This is a genomic window from Legionella jamestowniensis (assembly GCF_001467745.1).
In the GTDB taxonomy this organism is placed as follows: Bacteria; Pseudomonadota; Gammaproteobacteria; order Legionellales; family Legionellaceae; genus Tatlockia; species Tatlockia jamestowniensis.
In genome coordinates, this window is record NZ_LNYG01000013.1 from 1,830,110 (window position 1) to 1,857,048 (window position 26,939).

The following is a 26,939-nucleotide window of genomic DNA, read 5'->3' on the forward strand; positions in this document are numbered from 1 at the left end:
GCGTTTAACCCCATTCTGAAGAACCGTTATCTACAAAATGATGTGAAGAATCCCTCCGCTTTTGTATCATACTTCGCCTTAAAGAGATCCTTCGAGCAGCTACACTGCTTTTCAGGATGACGTGATTGGAGTACTTATCTCAGTTGATATAAAACGTCATTCTGAACGCAGTGAAGAATCTCCTGTACCTTCTCACTGACTTTTGGACGCGAAAAGGTTCAAATTTATATTACATGGGTATAAGTTGTTGTTCAGTCTGTTTTTGAGCAAAGTACGATTCAATAAGAATTCTTAGCTCCTTCTTAAGGTCTTTAGTTATAGAGTAAGCTTCGTCACTCCGATAATATTCACTGCATTTTTGTTGATTAAGGATAAGAGTTTTTATTCTGACTCAATAATATAAAACCGCTCAAAATTAAGCAGATTCCACCAATAAAAATTAAGCCTTGTGTTCCTAATGTATTTAAAAAATTAGAACCTAAGCCAGTTATAGCCCAGGATAATGCCATGACGGCATTGGCAATACCCATTGCCCATCCTTGTGCTTTTTCACTTACTGAATCGGAAAATAGAGTCAATAAAGCAGTGAAGGCCATAATATCGGCGCCAGCAATAATAATTGCCAAAACCCATTGTAAACTTTCAATAGGTAAAACAGCCGCTAGGAGTTGGCCAATAGCTGTAATAAATAAAGACACAAATCCAATGTTAATCGTCTTGAAATGTTTTACACTAAATGGCATGCCAATTAACAATCCCACCGCAAAACCCAATCCAAGCATGCCCTGTATGGCTCCTAATTGCCAATTATCGTATTGATAAACATACTTCATATGAACCACGATAAACTGAAAGTACAAGCTAAAACCAATTTGCATGAAAAGAAAAATAATTGCCAGGACACGAATATTCCTATGTTCGAAAGCCTCAACAAAAATTTTAATAGGACGAGTAAAATCAATTGTTTTTTTACCGCTGGGCAGGTGAGTTTCTTTAAATGCTAACATCAACCAAACAAGTGCTATAACAGCAAGGGTTCCTGCGATAAAAAAAGGAGTTGAAAAATCAAACCAGCTTATGAGTGAGGAGTCGGAAGTTACTCCGCCCAGCAGTGGGCCTAAAATGCTACCGATACAGTAAGACAGAGCAATAATGCTCATATTTTTTGCTTTGCTTTCGGCAGTACTTAAATCGGCAATAGCCGCTTGGGCAATGGGTTGACTCCCGGCCATTAGTCCCGATAAACTTCGGCCAATCAATAAAAACAATATGCTAGAAGACTCAATAGCAATGGCCATTAAATAAAAACTTATAGCTATACCAGTCATACAAAGCATAAGAATCGTTTTCCGCCCGTATTTATCGGATAAATCCCCCATGAAGGATGTACCAAAGAACATGCAGAAAGGGTAGAGCATAAAGCTTAAACCCAAATAAAAATGGCGTAAGGTTGTAGAAGCCTCTACAGGCAAAACAGGACTTGGACTGGCAGTTAACAGGGCAGTCATGACAGGATAAACCAGGCCAAAGCCCAAGGCATCCACAATAATAGCTAATAAACAAGGGGCAATGCTAGAGTAGGGAATAGTTCCTTGTTTCAATTAAATCTCCATTTTAAATAACAAAAGATATTCAAACTAATAGCTATTTTTTCTAGCTTAACAAATTTTGATTTTACTTCATATTGTTATTTTGATACGAGATGATTCATATAATAGTAAGAGAGATGTTAATTATACCTAAAATAGCCATTATAGGGGCTGGGTGCTTCTGGCCTTGTTTCTGCTGCTTCTGCATTTAGAATAAGGAGTAATTCCTAGTGTTTGAAGTGTAGACGTAGATTACTTAGAAGAAACGATAAAATTTCACCTTTTGCATCCATGTGCCTCTTTAAAATCAAAGAACATGAGCACCAGACAGGGGCGAAGCGTTTTCTACGCCCAGACCTAAATTGATGGGGGTGTAGCCTGCTCGAACAAAAGCTGCTCGGAATTGACTTATTAAATAATCTGGTGCTTTTTCTCTATCATTATTTTGGCTAGCTTTGTTACGATGTCCGCCACCATGCATAGTTACTGTTGCTTTTTTACAAGCTTTGTTGAGTGCTTCTTCAGGAACCAATAAATGCGCATAAATATTTTTTATTTCAATGCGACATCGATTTGCACCAGTAGTTTTAATGGTTCCACCCAGTGCTTGCGTAAGATTAACTAAAGCCCTTAAATTAATTGAGTCATAGGATATTAAACCAAATACTTTTAAAAAAGTTTCTTGTTGTTCTTTATTTAGGTTTAAAATGTTACGTCTAGTTTCTTTCTTGGGTTGCTCTTTAATTTTAGGAGGAAACAAGGAATAGTCAGGACTATAGGAGCACTCCGCGTTATTTTCTTTGTTAAGGTCTTGTTCTATCTCTTCTTCATCTTTAAAACTGACGGTAGGGATATCAACTTCTTCAGTCATTGGTGATGAAGAACAATGTAGTGTTGAGGCCTGCTCATGTGGCTCTACGTATGCTAATTGGTGTGTAATTTTTTTAGCGGAAAATTCTGCATTAGATGAATGTTTTTCTTCTTGAGAGGTTTGTTCGCATTGTACAGCGGTAGTTAACACAGAATTTTCATTTGAATTTAATGATAGTTGAGCTGGCTGTATTGCTACCCTTTCAGAGAAATTTTCTGTACCCTCAGTCTGCATTACAGTGGACTCTAGTAAAGACGCTTGTTTTTTCTCTGCTGCTCGTTGCATGAACGTTTTGATTTCTTCATCTATTCGATATTTGACTTTCATTTTGGCAAACAAATTGAGATAACTCGTATGAAGATCTGTACTGATATTTTTACTCTCAAGCGCGTCATAAGCCTCAGTACTTCTTTTTAGTAGGGAAAGAAATGCTTGATCATCTGGATTTTTATCTAAAAATTGACGTTCTTTTCTATTTGATTCTTCTGGTAACGAAAGAAATATGTAGCCATTTTTGCTTTTAATTGAAATATCGTCCTTAAATCTTAAGCAATCATCACTCACTTCAGATTGAAGCATCGTGCATATTTCAAAAAGACTGTTGATTTCGCATAATAAAGGTGATTTAGAGCTTTTCATGTTAACTCTTTTGATAACTTCCTTAACTTTTTTCTTTAGCTCATTCCCGTCATATACATAGGATAATATGTTTTTAATTTTTTTGGACGTTATGTCGTCGATTCCAAAAAGCCATTGTTTGTAGGTAAAATAAATCGTCAAATACAGCTGATCGACTGTAGTATGGGTATCGAGACAAGTTTTAATACGTTCGTATTCTTCCAGATCAGCTTCTATATGACCTATAAACTCGCCTACATTTTTCTGCAGTATCGTTTTAGGAGGGATTTTAACTAACCTTGGTACTTCAGATAAATCCAGGAAAAGAGAAAGAAAAATTTCAAAAATCTCTTCTTGTTTACCATGGGTCAGTCTTTCTTTTAAAAAATTATTGTACTCTATTTGAGCATCAACGTATTTTTTGACTATCTCTACAGGAGTCTTTGAAACCGAGGCTGAGTTTGGCATCGTTTCGCTGTTATTAGAATTTACGGCAGTGAAGAAAGGGATAGCTTTAAACATAATTAATTGCATTTATAAACATAAGTGAGTTTATTTTAATCAATGAAAATTAAAATAATATTAAATGAACATTATTTGTTTAATTTGCTATCTGTAACTAGATAAAAAAGAAATTGAGGGCTTCATGATCTATATTAGTGCTTAATCAAATTGACTTAAAAAATTTAGACTAAGGACATGGGTTATTTTATGGTTAATTGATGATTTAAATAGTTATCTTTTAATCGCTTATAATGATTAGCTGAATATTCAAGATTGGCCAATTCATCATTCGTTAATAATCGTACTGCTTTAGCTGGGTTACCCAAGTATAAATAGCCACTTTGTAGACGTTTCCCTGGAGGAACTAAGCTTCCTGCAGCAATCATGACATGATGCTCAATGTACACATTATCTAAAATAAGTGCAGCCATGCCCACTAAGCAGTAATCTTCGATGTTGCAAGCATGGAGAACAGCTTTGTGGCCGATGGTAATGCCTTTCCCAAGGATAAGAGGCTTCCCACCTGGAGTATACGGGCCATCATGGGTAACGTGTAAGATGGCTCCGTCCTGAATATTGCAAGCATCATCAATTTTTATATAATTTACATCGCCGCGAACGACAGCCATTGGCCAAATGGATACGTCATTACCCAACTGGACATCGCCGATGACTGTTGCTTGAGGATCAATATAAACGCGTTGCCCTATTTGAGGGTGTTTGTTTTCAAAAGTTCGAATGTTATCCATTGTTTACACCATCGTGACAAATTCTTCCGCACTCGTTGGGTGAATAGCGACTGTATTGTCAAAATCTCGTTTTAAAGCGCCCATTTTAACAGCTACGCCAAAGCCTTGCAGCATCTCATCGGTACCATAACCAATAACATGAAGACCAACAATTTTTTCATCGTTACCGACTGTGACCAACTTCATGGCCGTAGGGGTTTTTTCTTCACTGAGCGCATCAAACATTGGATTAAATCGGGTCTTGTAAATCTTCACGCCGTCTTTCCCATACTTACTGAAGGCTTCTTCTTCACTTAACCCTACGGTACCAATAGGAGGATGACTAAAAATTACCGAACAAATGTTTCCATAATCTAGATGCGCATCTTTTTGGCCACCAAAAAGACGATCAGAAAGTTTGCGGCCTGCAGCAATGGCGACAGGCGTTAGTGCCGGGGCTCCAGTGACATCGCCAATGGCATAGACGCCCTCAATAGAAGTATTTTGATAACGATCCACTGTAATTAAGCCACGATTATCTTTAGCTATACCTACAGCATCAAGGTTTAGGTCAAAAGTACGCGGTGCTCTCCCTACGGCTGCAATAACGGTATCTAAATCTGCTATAAATGCTCCACTCTGGCATTTTACGGTTTTACGGCGATTGTCTTGTAAAGTTATACTATGTGCGCAATGATTTGGGTGCACAATCACACCCTGCTCACGCATAATTTCCAAAAGTGTTTCCCCAAGCATGGCGTCAAAACGACTCAATGGGCGGTCACCTCGAATAAGCAAATGCGTTTCCGCTCCTAACCCATGTAATAATCCTGCCAACTCCACCCCAATGTAACCACTACCGATAATAGCAACTTTATCAGGTCTTTCAGCAAGTGAGAAAAAGCCATCTGAATCGATGGCATATTCAACACCTAATAGATCATTAGGTAAAATGGGCTCCCCTCCCGTAGCAATGATAATATGATCGGCTGAAAATTGCGTCCCATTGACATCAATGGTCTTGTTGTCAACAAAGATCCCTTTACCATGTAAATAGGTCATTTTATAGTCTGTAAAACGTTTGGCGTAAATTTCCCGTAATTTTTCAATATAGGCATTACGTTTGCTGACTAATATTTGCCAATCCAGTTTCACTTCGGATGGATGAAAACCATAATCGGGGGATTTTCGTAATATTTCAGCAACCATGGAGGCGTTAAACATTATCTTTTTGGGCACGCAACCCAGATTAACGCAGGTTCCACCTAAATGCTTCTCCTCAACCACGGCGACGTTCGCACCATGGCGGGCCGCACGTACTGCGCTTGCAATACCGCCACTGCCGCCACCTAAAACGAGCAAATCAAATTTCATGCACCTTTCCCCATTTTAAAATTATAAGGCTCCTATGCACTACTCTATCTGTACTCGGTATTTTTGCAAAGTCAAAAACACTATTTAGTTAACGGGAAAGATTAGCTGCAATACTCAAGCGCTTTTATTATACTGAGTTATAAATTGAAAATAGTAGCTGGGTATGAAACAGGGATTTATATTTTTTTTCCTTTGGATATTAACGTTATTGGTGGGGTGCGGAGACTCATCACAGCGGCGCTTTCAAGGTTATGTGGAAGGGGAAAATATATACTTGGCATCGCCTAACTCAGGTATTCTAAAGCAATTATTTGCTCATCGAGGTGATCACGTTACAAAAGGACAACTTCTATTTCAACTTGATGAAGATCCACAAGCCTTGGTAGTCAAGCAAAGCGAAGCTGATTTAATACAAGCACAAAAAACATTAAACGATCTGGAGCAACCTCGCCGAATTCCTGAAATTGAAGCCATTAAAGCACAAATAGAGCAAACGGATGCAAGACTTAAACTTGCTGAAATTAGGGTACGTCGTATGGAGATGTTATATGCCAAGCAGGCGGTTGATAAAGATTCAGTCGATGCTGCCATTGCCCACTATAAAGAGCAGCAGCAACTTAAAGCACAATATGAATCAAATTTACAACTGGCAAGGCTTGGAAGTCGAAATGAGCAAATTAAAGCGCAACAAGCGCAAGTGATTTCATTAGAGGCAAAATTAAAAGAGGCTCAATGGCAATTGGCCCAGAAAAGAATGTATGCACCTGCTGAGGGTTATATCTTTGATACGTATTATCGGGTGGGCGAATTTGTTGGCAGTCAACAAGCTGTTTTATCGTTATTGCCACCAGAAAATGTAAGAATTCAATTTTTTGCGCCCGTTGAGGTATTACCCCAGTTAAAGCGCGGCCAAAAAATTGAATTTATTTGTTTTGGTTGTTCTCAATCCAGTACAGCTATTGTTGACTATATTTCACCTGAAGCAGAGTTTATTCCGCCCCTTGTATTTAGCCGTGAGAATGAAGATAAGCTGGTTTTTAGAATTAAAGCGCGTATTGTACAGCCTGATAAGTTTAAACCAGGAGAACCAGTAACGGTCATTTTGCCATGAATCAAGCTGTAATTGATGTGCAGGATTTACGGAAATCTTTCAATAACCGCGTCGCGGTTAATGGCATAAATTTATGTGTTAAAAAAGGGGATGTTTTTGGTTTCCTAGGTCCTAATGGAAGTGGCAAAACAACCACCATTCGTATGCTATGTGGCCTCTTAACGCCTGATGCGGGGCACGGGACATGCTTAGGTTACAATATTCTAACTGAATCGGAAAAAATTAAACAACATGTCGGATATATGACGCAAAGGTTTAGTTTTTATTTTGATTTGAGTGTTGAAGAAAACTTAAGTTTCATTGCCCGTGTCTATAAACTGGACAATAGAAAGGAGCGTGTCGAAAAAGCACTGGAAGATTTAGGTTTGGTAGATAGGCGACGGCAATTAACAGGAGCCCTGTCAGGTGGCTGGAAACAAAGAATGGCTTTGGCAGCCAGTTTGTTGCATGAACCTCAGTTGTTGCTTTTGGATGAACCCACAGCAGGTGTCGACCCTATCGCCCGTCGTGAGTTCTGGGACCACATCCATGCTCTCAGTGAGCAGGGTATTACTACCTTGGTGTCAACCCATTATATGGACGAAGCTGAGCGTTGTACTTGCCTCGCTTATCTTGCTTATGGGGATTTGTTGGTTACAGGTACCGTGAAAGACGTCATTGAAAAAACTGGTTTATATACCTGGGAAGTAGTAGGAGAAGTTACGACCTTTTTATTACAAAAGACGAAAATACTGGAAGGGGTTACGCAAGCTGCTTTATTTGGTAACAAAATTCACATTTGCGGCTTTGAACCTGAAAAAATAGAATCTGAGTTAAACCGTTTGGCAAAAGAGTATCCTATTCACTGGAAATCGATTGAGTCAACGCTAGAGGATGCTTTTATTAGTCTTGTTAAAAAAACGCATGGAGCAATGGATTGAAAATCTTTTCATTTGGACGCTTAAATGCAGTTATGGTTAAAGAATTTATTCAAATGCGCCGCGATAAGGTCACTTTTGCCATGATTATTGGTATCCCATTGCTTCAATTATTCTTATTTGGGTTTGCGATTAATACCAATCCACGTAATTTACCCACGGCAATTGTTAATCCCGATTACAGTGACTTAGGACGTCGTATCTTGGTGGGTATGGAAAATTCAACCTATTTTCGTTTTGTAACATCTGCTTCCACGGAAGCTGAAGCAAGAGATTTATTAAAGCGTGGCGAGGTGCAATTTGTCGTTAATTTCCCCATTAATTTTTCTCATGATGTAATCAAAGGATTAAAGCCATCTTTATTATTAGAAGCAGATGCTACCGATCCTGCTGCTACAAGTCGTGCTCTCAATGTATTTGCTGAGTTGGCCTCAACCGTTTTAAATGAAGAGTTGGTGGGGCCATTAGAAAAATTATCACCAGGGTCGCCTCCTTACCAACCTGTTGTTCATGCAATTTATAACCCATTGGCAATCACTTCTTATAATATTGTTCCAGGCCTGTTGGGAGTTGTGTTAACAATGACGATGGTTATTATTACAGCGCTTGTTCTTACTCGTGAATTTGAGCGGGGAACTATGGAAAATTTATTAGCAACTCCATTGAAGCCCTTAGAGGTTATGATAGGAAAAATTATTCCTTATATTATCGTGGGGTATGCTCAAGTTGCTATGATCCTCGCAATGGCCAAATTTGTTTTTGGCATTCCCATGGAAGGAAATATTTTTCTGCTACTCTTACTTTGCTTGCCATTTATTGCTGCTAATCTTTCAGTAGGTTTAACGTTCTCAACATTAGCCTATAATCAATTGCAGGCTGTACAGGGGGCTATGTTTTTCTTTTTACCTTCTATTCTGTTATCTGGATTTATGTTTCCATTCAGAGGCATGCCTGAATGGGCACAGTTGGTAGGAAATGTCCTTCCCTTAACCCATTTTTTAATCATCGTTCGTGGCATTTTATTAAAAGGAAATGGTTTCCTTGACGTTTGGCGAGAAGTAATTCCTATCTTGGCATTTACTTTTGTTGTTATGATTGTTGGATTTTCACGCTATCGTAAAACCTTGGATTAATCAAAATAGAAACTGGGATACTGTTTTTTCAACACGTTCATCCATTAAGACGCTAACGTGATCAGCCCCAGGCAACAGTGCTAAATGGCTGTGTGGATATTGTTCACAAAAGACGATGGACTCCGTTGGGGTTATTGAAATATCGTTTTCCCCATGAATGCATAACACAGGAATGCTAGTACGATTAACAAAATGGTGAAAATCAAGGTTTTTTAAATCAATGGCAGCATTTTGTTGAAACATTTCACGTAAAAATAAAAAAGCACGACGACTAAGTTTAAAGCGTCTTGCTAAGCGGCTGACAGGGACACGCATGCGAGTTGGCGATGCGATTAATATAACGCGCTCAGGGAGGAAATCAAGCTGCCAGTCAGAGAATTGACTACCAAGATTAAGTGTATTTAACAGCATGGATCCGCCAAACGAATGGCCAATAACCCCATAAAAGGGACCGAGGTTATTCAATATTTGCCGCAGTAAAGTGACAGCTTCCGACCAAGTTAGTTGCACCCCTTTCGCTTCACCATGTGCGGGGAAATCTAATGCGTAAACATCATACCCTTGTTCCCGTAAATTATGGATAAGGCGTATCATGTAGGCTGCACGTGACATCCATCCATGTGTAATAAGAACTTTTTTAGACTGGTTATTTTTTACGGGCTGAAAGCGATGAATCACATGATGCCTAGGCGTTTCACAATGAATTGTGTCCGTTCGGTTTTCTAAAAAAAACTCACAGGCTCTACGCGCAAAATCCCGGTATTCTTTTTCAATGGGAAGATGAAGTGGCGTAATAAATACTTGATAACATAATTGTGCATGGATTAAGTCTCTAAGCTCAGTTAACTTATTCGCAAGCATAGCTTCACCCTTATTTATTGTTATATACCCAAGATGTTTGAGTATGGATTTAGCGTAGTTTATATAAATTTAGCATAATTGAGAAAAATTGATTTGCATAATTCCTTTTATATCACTAAATTCAAACTGTCACTGGACTTTTATAAATATCAATTTAGACTAGAATTCAATGTTAGTTAAAAGGATTTATTAATGGATACCTCAAATTATTTATACCATCATGGCGAACAGGAGTTACATGGATTTTTAGCCTACGATGAGCAAAGTGACCAGCCACGACCTGCTGTGCTGGTAGCTCATGATTGGTCGGGACGTAATGAGTTTGCTTGTGAAAAAGCAAAGGCGCTGGCTGAAATGGGCTATGTTGGTTTTGCCCTGGATATGTATGGGCAGGGACGTCTCGGGGAAAGTACTCATGAAAAAAAGGCGCTCATGGAGCCTCTTGTCAATGATCGTTTATTACTTCGCGCTCGCATTCGTGCAGCCTATGATGCTCTTGTTGGGATGTCGGAAGTTGATAATAACCGTATTGCGGTAATAGGATTTTGTTTTGGTGGCCTATGCGCCCTGGATTTAGCACGAAGTGGTGCCGATCTTAAAGGGGTCGTCAGTTTTCATGGATTACTGGGCAAACCAAAAGATATCCCCAATCAACCCATTAGCGCTAAGGTATTGGCCTTGCACGGTTACGATGATCCTATGGCTCCACCTGAACAAGTGGATGGGTTTTGTCGTGAAATGACTGAGGCAAATGTTGATTGGCAAGTTCATATGTATGGGCATACACAGCATGCTTTTACTAACCCACATGCGCATGATACTCAATTGGGAACGGTATATAATAGCAAGGCTGAACGTCGTGCTTTATTAGCGATGACTAACTTTTTGACAGAGATTTTTGCAAAATAATAAATTTGCTATTTGTGCCCTGTGCAGAGTAAAAAATCTGCTTAATAGAGAAGCTTCAGATTGTTCACAGGCTACAGGCGTGATATAAAAGTATGCCTGCTATTTTAATACAAGGAGTCTTCTCATGTCTCACAAATTTAATGAAGTGACTAAGGGTATCAGTGAACAATTGGCAAAAATGCGTAAGGAAATGCCTGAAGTCATGTCCGGATTTTCTTCTCTAGCTCAAGCAGCAACAAAAGAAGGTGTTCTGGACAAAAAGACTAAAGAACTTATTGCCATGGCGCTTGCTGTTGCGAATCATTGCCCTGGTTGTATTGGTTTTCATTCCCAGGCTTTGGTAAAACTTCAGGCTACCAGGGAAGAGCTGATGGAAACGTTAGGGATGGCTGTGTATATGGGTGGTGGTCCTTCTCTGATGTATGCGGCCGAAGCTTTAGAAGCCTTCGAAGAATTTAGTGCTTAATGCGTAAAACTGTAGCGAAGTAGAGATGCTTCGCTGCCGTTAATAAGATTAATTTTATGTGCTGGCAAGTTATGAAACAGCATATAGATTTTTGAATTTTTTTATCATATCTTTAATGGGCTAATAAGGCTGCCATATGCTCCATTTGTTTACCATGGGCATCGGGTTCACAAGGGTATTTCTTGGTAACACCAAGCCAGGCTACCTGAGAGACGGTCATTTTATCCTTGTCACTCTGTTGGCTTGAAATGGTACGGTAAGTTTCCAGAATAATCCCATTTAAAGTGACTGCATTAAGCGCAGTGCCTGGTGGCAAACAAAATAAGGGTTTCCCTTGTGCTTTAGCAAGTTCATTGGCTTGCAATAGGGTTTCTGCGATGCTTTCATCAGTTATAATGAGTACATTACGAGCAGACCTTGCCCATGCTTGTGCTTGGGGGTCTGCCTTCATCTCCATTTGTGGAATGGAGTTAGAAATATTCATGTAATGTTCCATCGTGTCTGCCTGAACAGCGAACGCAGACAGCAAAATCAATAAAAATATAAAGGCGCGCATAGTATTCCTCTATGTTATAGGTCTGATGGCGATCGATTAGCCTACGCTATCAAGAAAATAGTAATGAACAGGGTTGTCTTTGCATATAAAAGGACCACATTCGAGAAATGTACTGATTCCATTTGCAAGAATCAAGAGCAGAAATAAACTGGCGAAAAACAAAATGAATTTTCCTGGTCGAGAATTTTGCTCATAAAATGCCCTCTCGAAAAGAAGGCCTATGGCCAAAAGACCTATAATAACCAAGAAACCTATGGCAGACCAGGTATAAAGGTATAATCCAAGCAACGGTGACCCATAACCTAAGTCGCCAGGTGAAACGTGTAAAAAGATTTGTCTTAACGCAATACCCAGTCCCAGTAAAGACGACAAAAACATTAAGCCGTAGTAGCTGATACGAATGCCGTTCATCAAATTCATACAAAGGCATAGTCCGACACCAATAAAGCATATTCGTTGTAGAAGACATAACGGACAAGGAAGAAAATGGTCGACGAGTTGTTGGTAAAAGGCAAACGAAAGCACAATACAGGTGAGTATTAAACCAAGAAGGTTGCCGAGTTGATGCAGTTTATTTTGAGTCATTTTATATTCTCACGACGTGACTATGAAAGTTAAATAGCAACATGGTCAAAAACAGGCAAAATAAAAATTGTAGTTTTATAAAACGGTTAGGCTTGAATACAATTTGTACACCTACAATAAAGTAAAAAATAAACAATAAACTCATCATTATTAAGAACTCCAAAATTAAAGCGTTGTTAATGTGCGGTATAAAGGACAGTATACCTTTAGCTGTCTTAGGCATTCATAAAATAAATGCCTTCCAGATAATTAACGAGCGCGCCCTGTTCTACAGAACATTGCGTTAATCCAATGTACTTATCCGGTCGAATCAATACCGCTGTTGTCTCTTTGATAGCAAAACGCTGATGCACAATTTGTTCTGTGTCTAAAAAAACTGAATTCACTTGGGTAATCTCGCTTACTTCTGTCAAAACCAGGTGGATTCTTAGGAGGGAGTAAAAATGTTCGTTTATAAAAGTTGCAGTTTTTAATAAAGAAGCAAGTTGATGCTTATCATGGCCGGCAAATAAAAATAAATGGTGCATCGTGCCACGAATAATATCGTGGACTGATTTTTTCTCCTTTGTTTGGGCATCGGTTAGATAAAAAGTAGGTGGAAATTCACCGACAGGGAGTAAGGTTTTTTTGCCCAATATTTTAACAATAGGACTATTTGAATAAGAAATTGCTAATTCGGCCAAATCGGTAACAATGTGTCGTCTAACACTATGAAACGACGTGATGAACTTTAGAAAGTTATTGCGCAGTGTAATCAAAAAAGGATTTCTTAACATAAACATGGTGGTCATTACGCCGGTTTTCTTTAAAACGGCCTCAGCGATAGGGTGGCGCTCGCTGTTGTAGCTATCAAGTAAATTTTCCTTCGCCAAGCCTTGTTGGACCAGGGAGAGCTTCCAAACAAGGTTGTAGATATCCTGAATACCGGTATTAAGACCCTGTCCTCCCATTGGGCTGTGAATGTGTGCCGCATCGCCGGCAAAAAAAACGCGGTCATAGCGATAATGCTTGATTTGCCGATGGGCAATGCCAAATTGACTAATCCATAAAGGTTCCGACAGAGTAACCTGTTCCTGGCTCCGCTTTTTAAACATACGTTCAATGTCTGTTAGGGTGGGCTCTTCATGAGACATTTTTTCTTCTGCGGTCATAACGACACGGTAGCGTTTGCCCCCAATAGGGAAGCAAGCTAAAGGACCCTCAACACTGGAAAACATGACTAATTTATTCGCCGGCAAATTCCAATCAACTAGAAGATCGGCAAGCCACCAGGTTTGATTATAAACGTCACCTTTGAATGCTGCATGGACAAGGGTCCTAAGCGTACTATGGGCACCATCACAAGCAATGACCCATGCAGCTTGTACTTGTTCCTCCCTGCCATCATTGTGTTTTAATAAGGCAGTGACTGAATCTGCATGTTGTGTAATGTCAGTAAGCTCGGTTTCCCATTCAACGTTTAAGCCTTTATTAACTAACCCTTGATCGAGAATTGCTTCAGTTTGGTTTTGCGGTAAATCAATTAAAAATTGGCGAGTAGCTTCTTTTAGCTCCGCAAAATTAATATCAAAGAGCTGCTTGGTGCCTGATTTGAAAATAACACCATCGATTCGATGGCCTTGGGTAAGTACTTCATCAAGAAAACCACTGTCATCGAGTACATCCAGAGAGCGTATATGAAGAGCAAGGGCTTTGGATTTATCACTTAAACCTGTTTTCTTATCAATGATACGACAATGTAAACCATGTCGGGTTAATTCATTTGCACAGAACAAACCAACCGGTCCTGCACCAACAACTAATACCTCTAACGTCTCAGCCATCATGGCAACTCCATTGTCGTGTAATTATCCAGGTAATTAAAATAACCTGGATAATGACCAATTGTTTTAAGCTATTATTTCTATCTAATTAATAGTATGCCTATTATCATTTTTATTTTCTTCGTTCAGGTAATTCTCTCCTGAAGATTCTTTTTTCATCAGTTTTTTAACCACGTGAACAGGTGGATGTTGTGGTGTTTTGAATAGCCAATAAGCACGTAGCAGATCAGTGCTTACGGCATTGTCATAAACTTTCGTCGGCTTAGGGGAGAAGGTATTGGCAATTAATTTGGTAATATAGTTAGCCACACAACCGACGTCCTCATAGGAGAAAATAGAGTTAGCATATCCGGTTTCATGGATAAATTGTTCTTTTTCCAAGCGGCATCGGACCTCCCAGGGCACCATTGACATGTAGTCTTCCCAAGTGTGTGTATCAATGATCTCTACTTTTTCGACATTGTTAACCTTGCTGAGTTCAAACTGCCACTTTTCTACAGAGGGTATAACTGGAGCAGGTTGAGTTGGCTCTTGTGGAAGATTGATATAGGCTGTACACAAGCGACCATCTTCTGGAAAAACACGGCCATCGCGAGTAGTAATTAGGGCTAAATCACCAAATCCTTCCGGTTGCAATCCATGTTCAAAAAATTCCTGATGAGCTAAATAGCCTTTTAATTTACAAATGGCCACAGGATAATGGTAGTAAGTCACTTGTTTCACCGCTAATTCTTCTGTCGGTGTAAGTGATAAACCCAACTTCCCCCAGTGTAATGGAGATAACGCTAAGATTAGATAATCTGCTTTTAATTGTTTGACTTCATTTTGATGTAAGAATTCAACCGTTACGCCGTTGCTACGATCGATGGATTGAATGTCTGCTTCTGTTAAAACCTCGTAGTCTTTAGCAATGGCTTCCATAAGGCGTTGGAAACCTCCTTTAATAGCATAAAAAGGTCCTTGATGGAGTATACTCGGGAGGAGTTGCATTGCGGGAATCGTCGTATGCCCCATGTACTCAAAAACGGCATAAGCAGGACAAACCTGCATAGCGCCGTAACCAAATCCCGTGACCACGGGTCTTAATATGTCATTTAGGCGGGCTAACCCGTTGCGAGTTGCAAACTCCTGAAAAGAAAGTTCAAATCCACTTGGAAGCGGTAGGCAATTATCACGCGCATGCTCATACTGTCGTAGGAGTTTTTCAAATCGAATTAGCTCCTTAAGAACTTCTGCTGAGAAGACAACTCTGCCCCATCTGTCTTTGGACAAGTACTTTTTCATAAAATCCATGGAGTCAAGTTTTGTCGGTAAAACCTTTTCAATAGGGAGTTTTTTTTCGGCAATAGCATCTAAAACAATTTGATAATTATGGGCAATCAAGGCAGCGCCATATTCCGTTGCTAACGCCGAATCTTCTGGTTCATTATAAGTATGGCATTTACCGCCTATCCAACTGTTTTTCTCTAAGAGGATAATATTTTTTCTTGGGATACCCGTTTTTTCCAGGGCTCGCGCTGCAAAAAGCCCTGAAGCACCAGCACCAACTATAAGAAAGGTTTTATTTTCGGAAGGTTTCTTTTTTTTCTCTGGCATAATCATCCTAATTAATGAGAGAGACGCTGGCAATTACTCTAAAAACTTAAGCGATCCATAGCGCTTAAGTTTTTTAGCCATTCAGCTAAAATTATTCCACTTAGCATAAAGTGAAATATCAAAGAGTTCAATTCTATAAAATCAATCCTCTCTGTACATGACAGGTTTTTTGTCATGTACAGAGATCAATACTTTAAGTTTTGTAAACATTTAGTTACACGGCCATTTAGCGTTGCTCATGATGGAGTAAACTTCATTATCACCAATAATTAAATGATCAAGTAGGCGAACATCGATTAATTCCAAAGCATGGCTTAAACGTTTAGTGACAGCCAAATCAGCTGTACTGGCCTCAACAATTCCTGATGGATGATTGTGAGCGAGAATAACGGCTGCAGCATTCAGTTTAAATATTTTATCGATTATAGGGCGGGGATAAACATTGGCTGCGTTAATCGTCCCACTAAACAATTCTTCGTAGGCTAAAACGCGATGTTGACTATCAAGAAATAAGGCAACAAAGGTTTCGTTTTTTCGGTCTCTAAGTTGTCGTTTCAAATAAGCATAAGTTTGTTGAGAATTGGTTAGCGTTGTTTTTTTTTGCAAGCTGATAAAATCACTACGACGACAAATTTCGCGCGCTGCTTGCAACTGCAGATAGCGTACCATGCCAAGCCCTGCCACTTGATTGAAAGCTTGTGGCTCGGCATTTAAGATAGCTCGTAAGTCACCCAATTGTTTGATTAAATCTAGCGCAAGTTGCATGCAGGATTTTTTTCGGCTGCCTGAGCTGATAAAAACAGCTAATAATTCGGCATCTGAAAGATTTTCTGCGCCTTGAGACAATAATTTTTCGCGCACGCGAAAGGGGGGTGGCAACACGGGTAATTGCGTCATTGGTTATTCCTTTATTGCGAGGTTTGTGGTTTGATCGCAGGTATTCTTATTAAAAACGATAAACCATGCAAGATCTGGCGAATAAAAAAATTGTATTAGGGGTATGTGGTGGTATCGCTGCTTATAAAGCCGCTTATCTTGTGCGTGAATTAACCAATTTAGGCGCGGAAGTTCGTGTGGTCATGACAGCTGCTGCGCAACAATTTATTTCATCGTTAACCTTCCAGGCTTTAAGTGGCCATGAGGTACGTACGGCGCTATTTGACGAGCAGGCTGAACGTGCAATGGGGCATATTGAGTTGGCTCGGTGGGCCGATTATTTTTTGGTGGCTCCTGCTTCAGCCAATTGCCTGGCTAAAATGGCCAATGGTTTGGCGGATGATTTACTGACAACAATTTACCTGGTTGCTGAAACCCCAGTTATTATTTGTCCTGCAATGAATCGCTCCATGTGGTTGCATCCAGCAACAAAGGCTAATTGTGCGGCATTAAAAAAACGAGGGGCTATTATTGTAGGGCCAGAAGAAGGTCCTCAAGCCTGTGGTGAACAAGGATTTGGCCGCTTAAGTGACACTGATTCAATTATTAATGCCTTGCGTTGCCATGAAATCACTCAACGTTTAGAGGGGCAACAGTTATTGATTACAGCGGGTCCTACTCACGAAGCGATTGATCCGGTGCGTTATTTGAGTAACCACAGTTCGGGAAAGATGGGGTATGCGTTGGCCCAAGCTGCTGTTTTGGCAGGCGCAAGAGTTATTTTAGTGACCGGCCCTACTCATTTAATACCGCCCGCGGGTGTTGAAACCTACCGCGTTGAATCGGCAAAAGATATGTATAATACGGTTATGGCCAGTTTGCAAGAAGGCATGATTTTTATAGGCACTGCGGCGGTGGCTGATTATGGCATTGCATCCGTGGCCAATGAAAAAATAAAAAAGAAAGGTGACAACGAATTAACGCTTACCTTAGCACAAAATCCTGATATTCTTAAGAGTGTCGCTGCCAGTGGTAAAGCAGCTTATGTAGTAGGTTTTGCAGCAGAAACCAATGATGTGATCAAACACGCCCAGGATAAATTAAACACCAAAAAAGCAGATATGATCATTGCCAATCAAGTGGGTAGTGGTTTAGGGTTTGGGTCTGATTATAATCAGGTCATCGTATTAACAAAAAATAAACAGTTAGAACTGCCCTATATCCATAAGACCCGTCTTGCTGCAAGGATTATTGCAATCTTGGCAGCAACTATTCAAAATGACACCCTGCTTAAAACAGAGGAATAATATGAAAAAGGCAATTCAATTAAAAATTTTAGATCCTAGAGTAGGCAATACTATTGAGTTGCCTCATTATGCTACTGCTGGTTCTGCAGGACTTGATTTGCGTGTTTGTATTGATAAATCATTGCAAATTGCCCCCAAAGAGACCGTTTTATTGCCCACAGGGATAGCAATTTATATTGAAGATCCCAATTTGGCAGCCGTTATTTTACCGCGCTCAGGTTTAGGGCATAAACATGGCATTGTATTGGGAAATCTGGTGGGGCTTATTGATTCTGATTATCAAGGCGAATTAAAAATTTCATGCTGGAATCGCAATGAGGAACATTTTACGGTAAACCCAGGGGATCGTATTGCCCAGTTAGTATTTCTCCCTATCGCTCATCCTGAATTTAAAATTGTTGATTCGTTTACTGAGAGTAGCCGAGGTGCGGATGGATTTGGCAGTTCAGGGAGAACATAGGTGGTTTATCAACAAAAGCAAATTGAACGTTCCGTCTTCAGGGCTTATGACATCCGTGGAATAATTGGAAAACAGCTTGATGAAGATGCGTTTTATAGTATTGGCTTAGCTATCAGTTGTCGTCTCTATGAATTAGGGCGAAAAAAAATTTTTGTGGCCCGTGACGGTCGTTTGACAAGTGAAAGCTTGGTCAAAGCATTACAACAGGGTTTAATAGACAGTGGAATTAGCATACTCGATCTTGGTGCTATAGCAACACCTATGTTGTATTTTGCCACTCACACGCTTCAAGTCGATAGTGGTTTAATGGTAACAGGCAGCCATAATCCTGCCGACTATAATGGTATAAAAATTGTTTTGGCCGGAACAACGTTAGTCGAGAAAGATATTCATCATCTTTATGAGTTAGTAGTAGCAGGTAGGTGCTATCAAGGCAAAGGGGAATACCATTCTTTCAACATTATTCCTGCCTACATACAACGTATTGTCAGCGATATTAAGCTTAAGCGAACGTTAAAAATAGTAATTGATTGCGGGAATGGAATTGGTGGCCCAATTATACCTTCGGTAATTAGAGCACTCGGTTGTGATGTAATTCCTCTTTATTGTGACGTTGATGGTAGGTTCCCTAATCATCATCCTGACCCTAGTGTAGAAGCAAATTTGGCTGATTTAAAACAAGCAGTTGCTCACAATCAGGCAGATATAGGTATTGCCTTTGATGGTGATGCAGATCGCTTGGGGGTTGTGACTGATAAAGGCGAAGTGATTTGGCCTGATCGTCTGCTAATGCTTTATGCCCTCAACCTTTTAGAAAAAAACAAGGGGGCAACGATTGTTTATGACGTAAAATGTTCAAGTCATTTAGGGGCATTAATCAACGAGGCAGGTGGGATAGCCAAAATGTGTCCAACTGGTCACTCTATTGTGAAAGCGGTAATGCGGGAAGAAAATGCGGCACTAGCAGGTGAAATGAGCGGGCATCTTTTCTTTAAAGATCGCTGGTATGGTTTTGATGATGCACTCTATAGTGCTTGTCGGTTGTTAGAAATCCTAAGTTCTAATCCACAAACAGTCAGCGAACAGTTTGCAGCAGTTCCTAATAGCATTAATACGCCCGAAATTAAAATCCCTATCGCTGACGAGCAAAAATTTACGTTCATGCAACAATTTTGCGAACAAGCTCATTTTCCTGATGCACATATTATAACAATTGATGGTTTGCGCGTGGAGTTCGCTGAAGGATGGGGACTGTTGCGCGCTTCAAATACAACGCCATGTTTAGTGGCGCGTTTTGAAGCTAAAGACAAAATAAGTCTTGAGCGTATCCAAGCTTTATTTAGAGAGCAGTTGCATAATCTAGATAAAAATTTAGTCCTCTCTTTTTAATTCAAAACCCAAGATAACCGGTTGACGTTTTAGGGCAACCGGGTTCCATGGTTAAATCTCCTATCTCCATCCAGTGCTTTAAGGTTCTCTTAATATCTATCGGATATCTTTATATCGAGGTGCTGCCTACTTGATTCTTCACATCGCTCAACTTACCTATTTCCCACCTCCTAATAAAAATTAATCGAAAAGACCAAAAAAACGTCTTTTTGTTAATATTTTGTTAATAGTCCGCTTTTAAAATAATTCTTGATTTTAATGCAGTGAGATTAACATCATGAAACAAGCTATTGTTATTTATGCAAACTGTCACAACCCAACCGCTAAGGGTGATTTCGCTTTTGCGGGTAGTATTGCTAAGGATCTGGTTCGAGAACTTCTTCATCACGGTTTAGGCATGGACGTGTTTCTGGTCAGTACTTCTGATGGCCTACCTCGATTTGAAAATCTTTATGGTTCACCTGTGGATGGGACAATAGATATTGAAGGTCAATCAGTAAAACTTTGTAGTTTAGAAAAATTTGATGCTGTTTCGTACAAGGTGGTAGCTTTTATTGAAGCGAATCGTTGTAAGTATGCGGCAGCAGATCTTGTAAAGCGAATTGTTTCTCCAGACAGTAAATTCTTATTTATTGGTAATATTAATCAATACGCTCTTTCGGATTTATTCAAACAAGCGATGTATCAACTGCAAGTAGCAAAAGATCAACCGCAACTCTATGATTTTTTTGATTCGCGGGATATGTTTGTTGGTAGTGCAGGGCCTGGTAAAAATCGTTTAGGGTTTACAGCCATTACTAAAGCTGAAGATTTAAGTCCATTATCATCCCGCGATGCTGCGTTAATACCTTCTAACCATTATGGTTTTATGTATGCGGCAAACGTTGATGCTTCAAAAGATTACAAGTTAATAACGCAATATATGAAACTGACTGGCTTTAGTGAGTATGTGCTTGTGGGTGATTTCATGGGTAAGAATGCTGCTATTCGTTATACATTCGAAAATGACCTAAGTTTCACTAGCCCACAAAAATCTTTTCCGCAAATTACTTACCATCAATCTTTAAAGAATGGGGTTATGCGCAAAATGGCAGCGCAAGCAACTAGTGAATTAGTTTTATCAACGGGGTCTTTGAGCACGCTTGAAGTGCTTCAAGATGGTAAATTGCCTTTTTATCAACGTTACGACAGTTTTACTGTCAATGATGAGTTCGTGGCGTCTTGGGCTATCGCTGTTAAATCAATCGTCACCAACGATAGTTCATTATTTGGTGCTATGCCAAAAATGATCCTTGATTTATCAGAATTACTATTTGCACACAAACCATTAAGTCGAATCGATATGGAAAAAACGCATGACTTACTGCAAATGTCTTCTGTTAAGTCACGGTTGACTGCAATTAACAAACAAATTATGGACAGTGCCAATGGAAAAATAGCACCCAGACTGTTGAGTTTTATAGGAGAGAAAAAAAATACTCAGGTTCACACTCAATTGGCAACCGTTTGCATGTCTTTACGCAAAGCAGGAGAAATAAGTAGCCCTGTCTATGATCAGGCCTTAAGGAGAGCTGCGGCATGGGGGCGCCTGTTTGAATTAAAAGTATTAATGGAAACCATGTCTTTTTCGCAGTTAAATACGCAAGACCCAGTTTCGAAAAAAACTGCTATACACTGGGCGGCAAAGTGTAAAAGCCATGATTGCGCCCGTGCTTTAATTGAAGCAGGTGCAATGGTAGATGTACAAGATGCCTCTGGTAGAACCCCTTTACACGAAGCGGTATTAAATGCAGATAAGCCGATGATAGAATTGCTAATTGTATCCGGTGCTTCTTTGACTATCTCAGACAATCACTCTGCATGTCCAATAGATTGCACGAGTGATCAAGGGTTGAAATTATTTATTAATGATTGTCAAAAACCTACAGTCAGGAGTGTGACTGATGCATATAAATAGCAGATCAATTACTTTTCTTTTGGATTACAAATAACATTTCTTCCAGGGCTTGTTGATCCTGTTGACGAGCCCTAACCTTTTCCTGCTTAATGACGTTAAGCGCATATTTATGGCTTACAATGTGAATATATTCAGGTTTATGGCAAAAACGTGCAGTAGGCTGTAATAGATAAGGTTTATCGTCACTAATTTCTACTGTACAAATTAGATAACCGCCAGTGGTTAATCGTTGGGAAACAGCAGCAAAGAAGCTGTCCAGTTCCCCAAAATAGGGAAGCACGTCCGCTGCCACGATTAATCCGTACTGCTGTTCAGTTTGCTTAAGAAATTGTAGCAGTTCGGCCTCGACTAACTCATCATAAATGAATTTATTTTTGGCTTGGGCAAGCATTTTTGCGGCAAGGTCAACACCAGTTAAATGGTTACTGATCTTGCGCATTACCTCACCGCTTAAACCGGTACCACAACCTAAATCAAGCGCATGATCAATTTTTTTACGACCTAGTTGATGAATCATCTCTGCTATGTGCTGGGGAAGGGTATAAGCTAGAGGGCCTGTCATGTGTTGATCGTAATATAAAGCATAATTATTAAATAAATTAGCAGCGTATTCAGGAGACGCTTTAGGGTTAAGTTCGTTGTTACTTAATGCATTTAGCATATGCCGACTTGCAAGGTCATGTGGGTTTGCTGCCACGGCTAACTCCAAGAGTGCTTTCGCCCTGTCTTTATCTTCAAGACGAATATAAATGGCTGCAAGGTTATTCAACGCCGCAAAATGCTTAGGATCTTGTTCAAGTATGGCTTCAAAATGGGTGATAGCTTCACTTAAATGACCAAGAGCCATTTGTGCAACGCCTGAATTATAAAGGTATTCGCAATTTTTGGGATCTTTTTGTAGTAATACATCGTAATGCATCAACGCATTTTCAAAACGGTCATGATGCATGAACGTTGCCGCTAAATTGTTGCGTGCTTCCATATGCTCATTGTCAAAGGCTAAGGCTTTTGTGAAAAAATCAACGGCTAATTGGCCTTTGTCGCGTTTTAAAGCAATAACACCTAGATTGGTTAGTGCTTCTACATGCTGATTATCTTGTTGCAAGACCTCTTGAAAAGCTTGTTCAGCTTCATCGAGTAAATTTTCTTCCAAGTTTAATACGCCTAAATAAAAACGGGCTTCAAGATGATCCTGGTGTAGCGCGAGAACATTTTTAAACTGTGTCTTGGCGGCTGTTAATTCCTTGTGTTGCAGCAGTAATAAGCCTAAATTAAAATGGGCGGCGGCAAAATCAGGTTCTGCATGAACAGCAAGTCGGTAGTGATGAAGGGCTTTCAGATACTCATTGCGAGCCGCATACAAGGTAGCCAAATTATGATGGGCTTGAGCGTACTCAGGTGCTAATTGAATTGCGAGTTGATAATGGTGAGCTGCTTTGTCAAATTGATTTTTTTTCTTGTAAGCATTGGCAAGATTATTATGAAGATTGGCATTTTCGGGTTCTAACTCTAATGCTTGATAAAGAAAACGCAGGGACGTGTCAATATCACCCAGCTGTGCATAAGCAAGCCCAAGGAAATGCAGTGCTTGGGCGTGCTTAGGTTCTTTCTCTAATAATTTTTCATACCGTTTAATCGCTTCGGATAATTGATTCTGTCGCTGGAACAAGTAGGCTTCAGCGAATAATGAATCAACGTCTGTCGTCATGGCCTTTTTACCATACGGATATGGGGCAGGCCATCCATATCAAAAGGTTCCCCTTCTGCTATAAATCCATAACTTTCATAGAAATGGCGCAAATAATGTTGGGCGGTGATAATAACAGACTTTGTAGGAAAATGAGTTTTTAAATAACTTATGATAGTATCCATTAATTGCTTACCTAAACCTAGGCCGCGATGAGAAGGGGCAGTCAATAGGCGCCCAAAACTCATTTTATCAGGGGTATAGGAAAGGATGCGTGCATACGCGATCAATTTACCTTCTTCAACCATTAATAAATGATGCGCATGCTGGTCTTTGTAATCGAGATCCTGATAAAAACATTGCTGTTCTACAATAAAAACCTCACTACGCAATGCCAAAATTTCATAGAGCATATCTTTGCTCAAGTCCTCATAGGAATAAATGGTTGTATTAATCATGATGGTTATTAAATAGTTGATGGCGCAGCTGGTTTAAAGCTTGTGCGCGGTGACTAATCGTATTTTTAATCTTAGCAGGTAATTGGGCTACTGTGCAGTGCATTGTCTCTACAAAAAAAATGGGGTCATAGCCAAATCCATTGTTTCCTTTTGGTGTGTCAATAATCCTGCCTGAAAATTTGCCTGTTGCGATTAGCGGTGTCGGATCATTTGCGTGTGTGACTACGGCAATTGCGCAATAAAAATAAGCTTGTCGATTATCCTTAGGAACATGGGATAGGTTATCTAACAGCAAGGCAATGTTTTCGGCATCAGTAGCATGGGGGCCTGCGTAGCGAGCAGAATAAATGCCAGGTTCTCCCTGTAAACTTTCAACAACCAGTCCGGAATCATCGGCCAAGGCTGCTTTTTTGCCTAGAAGGCTGGCATGTCTTGCTTTAAGGATGGCATTCTCAATAAAACTTTGGCCGGTTTCGTTAGGAGAAGTTATTCCTAATTCAACTTGGGAAATACAACGAATGGGGGAAAGAATCGCTGTCATTTCCCCAATTTTTCCTTTATTGCCTGTGGCTAAAATAATTTCTTTCATAATCGATAAAATAAAAAATGTTTGTAAGGCGTTTGTTATACCAAATATTGTGTTTCGATGGCAGGGAATACAAGCAATTCACTAAAGACCTGCAGAGCAGCTCTTTAGTGAATAACCATTAAATCAATACACAACTGGGCCAACAGCTATTTAATTCTTTAGCCTTCTTGTTAAATTGAAATGATAAGGTCTCAAGTTCTTCAGTTTGTTTCATTAACTTTTGAAGCGCTTCTTCTCGCGTATGCAATTTACCTATATTTTCCTGCATGATTTGCATCGTTTCGCTAATTGCTGTTTGGGCTTTAATAACTTTATAGTCTTGAGTGAATTGTTCTATATTGGCAGCAACGGTATTTTTTTCTATTTTATTTTTTAGTAAATAAAAGCACAGCCATCTCATTTGCTGTTCTGAGAGTTTGTTATCAACCACAACAACACAATAATCATTTACTAAGCGTGTTAGGTAAATGTAAAAGCCTTCTTTTTTTGTTCCAATGGTTTCATTAGGCTTCATCGTTGAGCAATAAGAGATAATTTCATCCTTGTGCTTTTCAATGGATTGTTTTATTTGCCTCTCAAAAAAGCCGCTACCAAAAAAACTGCTATTGATAGAAATTAGCCAATCGAAAGAGGTATCCCCAAAACGTGTCCCTAAGGCATAACATCTCATATTCCTATCTCCTTGTTAAAACTAGCTTCCCCTTAAATTAACATGAAATGACTAAAAAAAATCAAAATAAATCGACTATTACAACTAGGATTTACCACTATGGATTCTGCAAACCTGACTATACTTAATAGAGGAAATACTACTGACTTATCATAATGATTAAATCTAAAGATGCATTTCCTGTTTATAGTATTTTTCCGGGGAAAAAATTTTATAGTTTTGCCACCTCGTTCGGGTTTTACGATAAAAGGGATGATATTAGTGATCTAGTAGGTCAAAAAAAATATCGAGAGCGCTATGAGCAGTTTAAACAGGAAATTATTAAGTTACTCCCTGCCCCTTCCGTTGAATTTGATGATAAAGAAATGCGCATCGATTTTATTGGGTTTTCTTTCGGTGATTATTATTTAACGGATATTATAGATAATTTACGAGAGCGAGAACAGTTTTCCTGGCTTCACCCTATCGGTCATTATCAAACGTTAATATCGCGCGCTCATCAAACGCGAGAAAAAAAAGAATTAATCGAGAAGGCCGAAGCTTTTTATGAGAAGCAAGTAAATCCTTTACGCCTTAAGCTTGATGATTGTCAAGACCTTGTAACCACCAACTTTGTTGTATCGGAAGCACATGAAGACCTGAGTCCAAAAAGGTTTCTCATTGAAAATTTATTCTATTTAAAAAAGCAGGGGTATGACACTTTATTTATGGAACATCTTTTTAACGATACGATGCAAACCGAACTAGAGCATTATATGAATAGTGCCTCTGATGCTGAAATGCCTCCTAGTTTAAAGGCACGATTACAAGGGTTGGATAAAGGCCATTTGTTTAATATTCAACAGCTTGGTATTCTTGATAAATATAATGTTCAACCTTCTTCGCGTCAGTATACTTATACCAATTTGGTTATGGCAGCCAAAAAAGCAGGCATCCGTGTAATAGGTATTGATTCCAGTCTGTCTTATGAAATGCAAAAAGTGGGTATTGGTTCGACCCAACTAGACCTTCCCAAAAGAATCCGCATTTTTAACTATAAAGCAAGTAGCATTATCGATGAGGAAGTGCAATCAGGTCGTTGTAAGAAATGGGTAGCACTCATGGGAAATACGCATGCAGAGCAATATGCAGGTTATTCTGGGGTTGCGCAAATTCAGGGAGCACAAACCGTACTTATAACCGATAATTATCTAAAACCTCCCGAACACGCTACTATTAATAACAATTCCTGGATTGCTGTGGATGAGAATAATTCACTTCAATATTCCTTTTCTATCGAAACACATCCAGCTACGACCCTCTCTTTTGCAGTGTTAGGGAAAGAGATAGTAAATGAGAATGATAACGCTTCGACATTCAAAGTATAAACCTGAAATTTTGCCAATAATTACCGAATCCCTATATAAATAGCGACTTGGTTAGGCGCTTCATATAGTTCAAAGTCGCTAATGAAACGCCGTTGATATGCCGATTGTTGAGCGAAATAATCCCAAATTTGGTGCCAGGTCTGTATGAGGGTAGTGGGCATAGGCCCTGAATTTGTAAAAACAAGATAGTTCCCTGAGATGATGATTATATTGCTGAGATTTGTCTTGTCTTTTGTTTCAGAGGTGCCAACAGTAAGGGTATAAGAACCACTGGCATCAGAATCATAATCTGAATAAACTCCATAAATAGGATTTATATTTGCCAATTCACTGGCATGGAATCGTTGCCAGAGAGAAGGTATTCTGGCGGTATTAGGATTACTCTCGTCACTGTTATTCGTCCTGGTACTGAAGCCTGTAATTGAAAAATTATCCACGTATTGAATTTCAGGTTTAATAATGGGCATAGCAATCTCCTGGATCCGTTTAAATAGTATGAGCCATGGGCCTTTGTGATTTTCCACATGTGACAAAGTCG

At 39.5% G+C, this 26,939-nt stretch carries 26 protein-coding genes; 10 read left to right on the forward strand and 16 right to left on the reverse strand.

What is annotated here, in order from left to right:
* Positions 1-365: 365 nt before the first annotated feature.
* The 4 genes from Ljam_RS12440 to gorA all read right to left on the reverse strand — a co-directional run bounded on the left by Ljam_RS12440 (position 366) and on the right by gorA (position 5,684).
* Positions 366-1,601: an MFS transporter gene (locus tag Ljam_RS12440; protein WP_238583728.1), complete on the reverse strand. Its 1,236-nt coding sequence runs from the start codon at positions 1,599-1,601 to the stop codon at positions 366-368.
* A gap of 295 nt (positions 1,602-1,896) precedes the next feature.
* Positions 1,897-3,600, reverse strand: a complete 1,704-nt coding sequence (locus Ljam_RS12445) for a hypothetical protein (RefSeq protein WP_131762210.1) — start codon at positions 3,598-3,600, stop codon at positions 1,897-1,899.
* Between the two features lie 182 nt (positions 3,601-3,782).
* Positions 3,783-4,331, reverse strand: a complete 549-nt coding sequence (locus Ljam_RS12450; RefSeq protein WP_058450329.1) for a gamma carbonic anhydrase family protein — start codon at positions 4,329-4,331, stop codon at positions 3,783-3,785.
* A gap of 3 nt (positions 4,332-4,334) precedes the next feature.
* The gene (gorA, locus tag Ljam_RS12455; RefSeq protein ID WP_058450330.1) at positions 4,335-5,684 is read right to left on the reverse strand and encodes a glutathione-disulfide reductase; all 1,350 of its coding nucleotides are present in this window, start codon (positions 5,682-5,684) and stop codon (positions 4,335-4,337) included.
* Positions 5,685-5,847: 163 nt separating this feature from the next.
* On the opposite strand from gorA, the gene Ljam_RS12460 reads away from it, so the two are divergent.
* From Ljam_RS12460 to Ljam_RS12470, 3 genes are read left to right on the forward strand one after another with little or no spacing between them, the layout of a single operon-like run.
* Complete coding sequence (locus Ljam_RS12460; protein WP_058450331.1) at positions 5,848-6,795, forward strand: HlyD family secretion protein; 948 nt, start codon at positions 5,848-5,850, stop codon at positions 6,793-6,795.
* Positions 6,792-7,715, forward strand: coding sequence for an ABC transporter ATP-binding protein (locus Ljam_RS12465; RefSeq protein WP_058450332.1), 924 nt, complete (start codon positions 6,792-6,794; stop codon positions 7,713-7,715). The genes Ljam_RS12460 and Ljam_RS12465 overlap by 4 nt, the downstream gene beginning before the upstream one ends.
* On the forward strand, positions 7,712-8,845 hold the full coding sequence (locus tag Ljam_RS12470) for an ABC transporter permease (RefSeq protein WP_058450333.1): 1,134 nt from the start codon (positions 7,712-7,714) through the stop codon (positions 8,843-8,845). The genes Ljam_RS12465 and Ljam_RS12470 overlap by 4 nt, the downstream gene beginning before the upstream one ends.
* Here Ljam_RS12470 and Ljam_RS12475 read toward each other — a convergent pair whose 3' ends face one another.
* Positions 8,846-9,706, reverse strand: a complete 861-nt coding sequence (locus tag Ljam_RS12475) for an alpha/beta hydrolase (protein ID WP_058450334.1) — start codon at positions 9,704-9,706, stop codon at positions 8,846-8,848.
* A gap of 192 nt (positions 9,707-9,898) precedes the next feature.
* Between Ljam_RS12475 and Ljam_RS12480 the strand changes: the two genes are divergently transcribed.
* On the forward strand, positions 9,899-10,615 hold the full coding sequence (locus Ljam_RS12480; RefSeq protein WP_058450335.1) for a dienelactone hydrolase family protein: 717 nt from the start codon (positions 9,899-9,901) through the stop codon (positions 10,613-10,615).
* A 124-nt stretch (positions 10,616-10,739) separates the two neighbouring features.
* Positions 10,740-11,081, forward strand: a complete 342-nt coding sequence (locus tag Ljam_RS12485) for a carboxymuconolactone decarboxylase family protein (RefSeq protein WP_058450336.1) — start codon at positions 10,740-10,742, stop codon at positions 11,079-11,081.
* A gap of 112 nt (positions 11,082-11,193) precedes the next feature.
* On the opposite strand, the gene Ljam_RS12490 is transcribed toward Ljam_RS12485, so the two are convergent.
* The 6 genes from Ljam_RS12490 to radC all read right to left on the reverse strand — a co-directional run bounded on the left by Ljam_RS12490 (position 11,194) and on the right by radC (position 16,538).
* Positions 11,194-11,637: a hypothetical protein gene (locus tag Ljam_RS12490; protein ID WP_058450337.1), complete on the reverse strand. Its 444-nt coding sequence runs from the start codon at positions 11,635-11,637 to the stop codon at positions 11,194-11,196.
* Positions 11,638-11,673: 36 nt separating this feature from the next.
* Positions 11,674-12,222, reverse strand: a complete 549-nt coding sequence (locus Ljam_RS12495; protein WP_058450338.1) for a disulfide bond formation protein B — start codon at positions 12,220-12,222, stop codon at positions 11,674-11,676.
* Position 12,223: 1 nt separating this feature from the next.
* Entirely contained in the window at positions 12,224-12,445 is a 222-nt protein-coding gene (locus Ljam_RS15655; RefSeq protein WP_058450339.1) for a DUF5993 family protein, read from the reverse strand.
* A complete protein-coding gene (locus Ljam_RS12505) occupies positions 12,438-14,048 on the reverse strand; it encodes an FAD-dependent monooxygenase (protein WP_058450340.1) in 1,611 nt (536 codons plus the stop codon). The genes Ljam_RS15655 and Ljam_RS12505 overlap by 8 nt, the downstream gene beginning before the upstream one ends.
* 81 nt (positions 14,049-14,129) lie before the next feature.
* On the reverse strand, positions 14,130-15,641 hold the full coding sequence (locus Ljam_RS12510) for an FAD-dependent oxidoreductase (protein ID WP_058450341.1): 1,512 nt from the start codon (positions 15,639-15,641) through the stop codon (positions 14,130-14,132).
* A gap of 210 nt (positions 15,642-15,851) precedes the next feature.
* Positions 15,852-16,538 carry a RadC family protein gene (gene radC, locus Ljam_RS12515; protein WP_065235549.1) on the reverse strand — a complete coding sequence of 229 codons (687 nt, stop codon included), beginning with the start codon at positions 16,536-16,538 and terminating at the stop codon, positions 15,852-15,854.
* Positions 16,539-16,603: 65 nt separating this feature from the next.
* Between radC and coaBC the strand changes: the two genes are divergently transcribed.
* The 4 genes from coaBC (at position 16,604) to ankY (ending at position 21,630) form a co-directional block, all read left to right on the forward strand.
* Entirely contained in the window at positions 16,604-17,824 is a 1,221-nt protein-coding gene (gene coaBC / locus Ljam_RS12520; RefSeq protein WP_058450342.1) for a bifunctional phosphopantothenoylcysteine decarboxylase/phosphopantothenate--cysteine ligase CoaBC, read from the forward strand.
* 1 nt (position 17,825) lies between these two features.
* Positions 17,826-18,284, forward strand: coding sequence for a dUTP diphosphatase (dut, locus tag Ljam_RS12525; RefSeq protein WP_058450343.1), 459 nt, complete (start codon positions 17,826-17,828; stop codon positions 18,282-18,284).
* Positions 18,285-19,673 (forward strand): phosphomannomutase/phosphoglucomutase, encoded by a 1,389-nt coding sequence (locus Ljam_RS12530; RefSeq protein ID WP_058450344.1) that lies wholly within the window; start codon positions 18,285-18,287, stop codon positions 19,671-19,673. It abuts the gene before it with no gap.
* 277 nt (positions 19,674-19,950) lie between these two features.
* Complete coding sequence (gene ankY / locus Ljam_RS12535; RefSeq protein ID WP_058450345.1) at positions 19,951-21,630, forward strand: Dot/Icm T4SS effector AnkY/LegA9; 1,680 nt, start codon at positions 19,951-19,953, stop codon at positions 21,628-21,630.
* Positions 21,631-21,634: 4 nt separating this feature from the next.
* Here the strand turns inward: ankY and Ljam_RS12540 are convergent, their stop codons facing one another.
* The 4 genes from Ljam_RS12540 to Ljam_RS12555 all read right to left on the reverse strand — a co-directional run bounded on the left by Ljam_RS12540 (position 21,635) and on the right by Ljam_RS12555 (position 25,034).
* A complete protein-coding gene (locus tag Ljam_RS12540; protein ID WP_058450346.1) occupies positions 21,635-23,338 on the reverse strand; it encodes a tetratricopeptide repeat protein in 1,704 nt (567 codons plus the stop codon).
* Positions 23,335-23,775, reverse strand: a complete 441-nt coding sequence (locus Ljam_RS12545; RefSeq protein WP_058450347.1) for a GNAT family N-acetyltransferase — start codon at positions 23,773-23,775, stop codon at positions 23,335-23,337. The genes Ljam_RS12540 and Ljam_RS12545 overlap by 4 nt, the downstream gene beginning before the upstream one ends.
* Positions 23,768-24,364, reverse strand: a complete 597-nt coding sequence (gene rdgB / locus Ljam_RS12550; RefSeq protein ID WP_058450348.1) for an RdgB/HAM1 family non-canonical purine NTP pyrophosphatase — start codon at positions 24,362-24,364, stop codon at positions 23,768-23,770. Before rdgB ends, Ljam_RS12545 begins: the two co-directional genes overlap by 8 nt.
* Before the next feature lie 118 nt (positions 24,365-24,482).
* Positions 24,483-25,034: an SNARE domain-containing protein gene (locus tag Ljam_RS12555; protein ID WP_058450349.1), complete on the reverse strand. Its 552-nt coding sequence runs from the start codon at positions 25,032-25,034 to the stop codon at positions 24,483-24,485.
* 155 nt (positions 25,035-25,189) lie between these two features.
* On the opposite strand from Ljam_RS12555, the gene Ljam_RS12560 reads away from it, so the two are divergent.
* Positions 25,190-26,401 (forward strand): membrane-targeted effector domain-containing toxin, encoded by a 1,212-nt coding sequence (locus Ljam_RS12560; RefSeq protein ID WP_058450350.1) that lies wholly within the window; start codon positions 25,190-25,192, stop codon positions 26,399-26,401.
* Between the two features lie 20 nt (positions 26,402-26,421).
* Here the strand turns inward: Ljam_RS12560 and Ljam_RS12565 are convergent, their stop codons facing one another.
* On the reverse strand, positions 26,422-26,868 hold the full coding sequence (locus Ljam_RS12565; protein WP_058450351.1) for a GyrI-like domain-containing protein: 447 nt from the start codon (positions 26,866-26,868) through the stop codon (positions 26,422-26,424).
* Between the last annotated feature and the right edge of the window lie 71 nt (positions 26,869-26,939).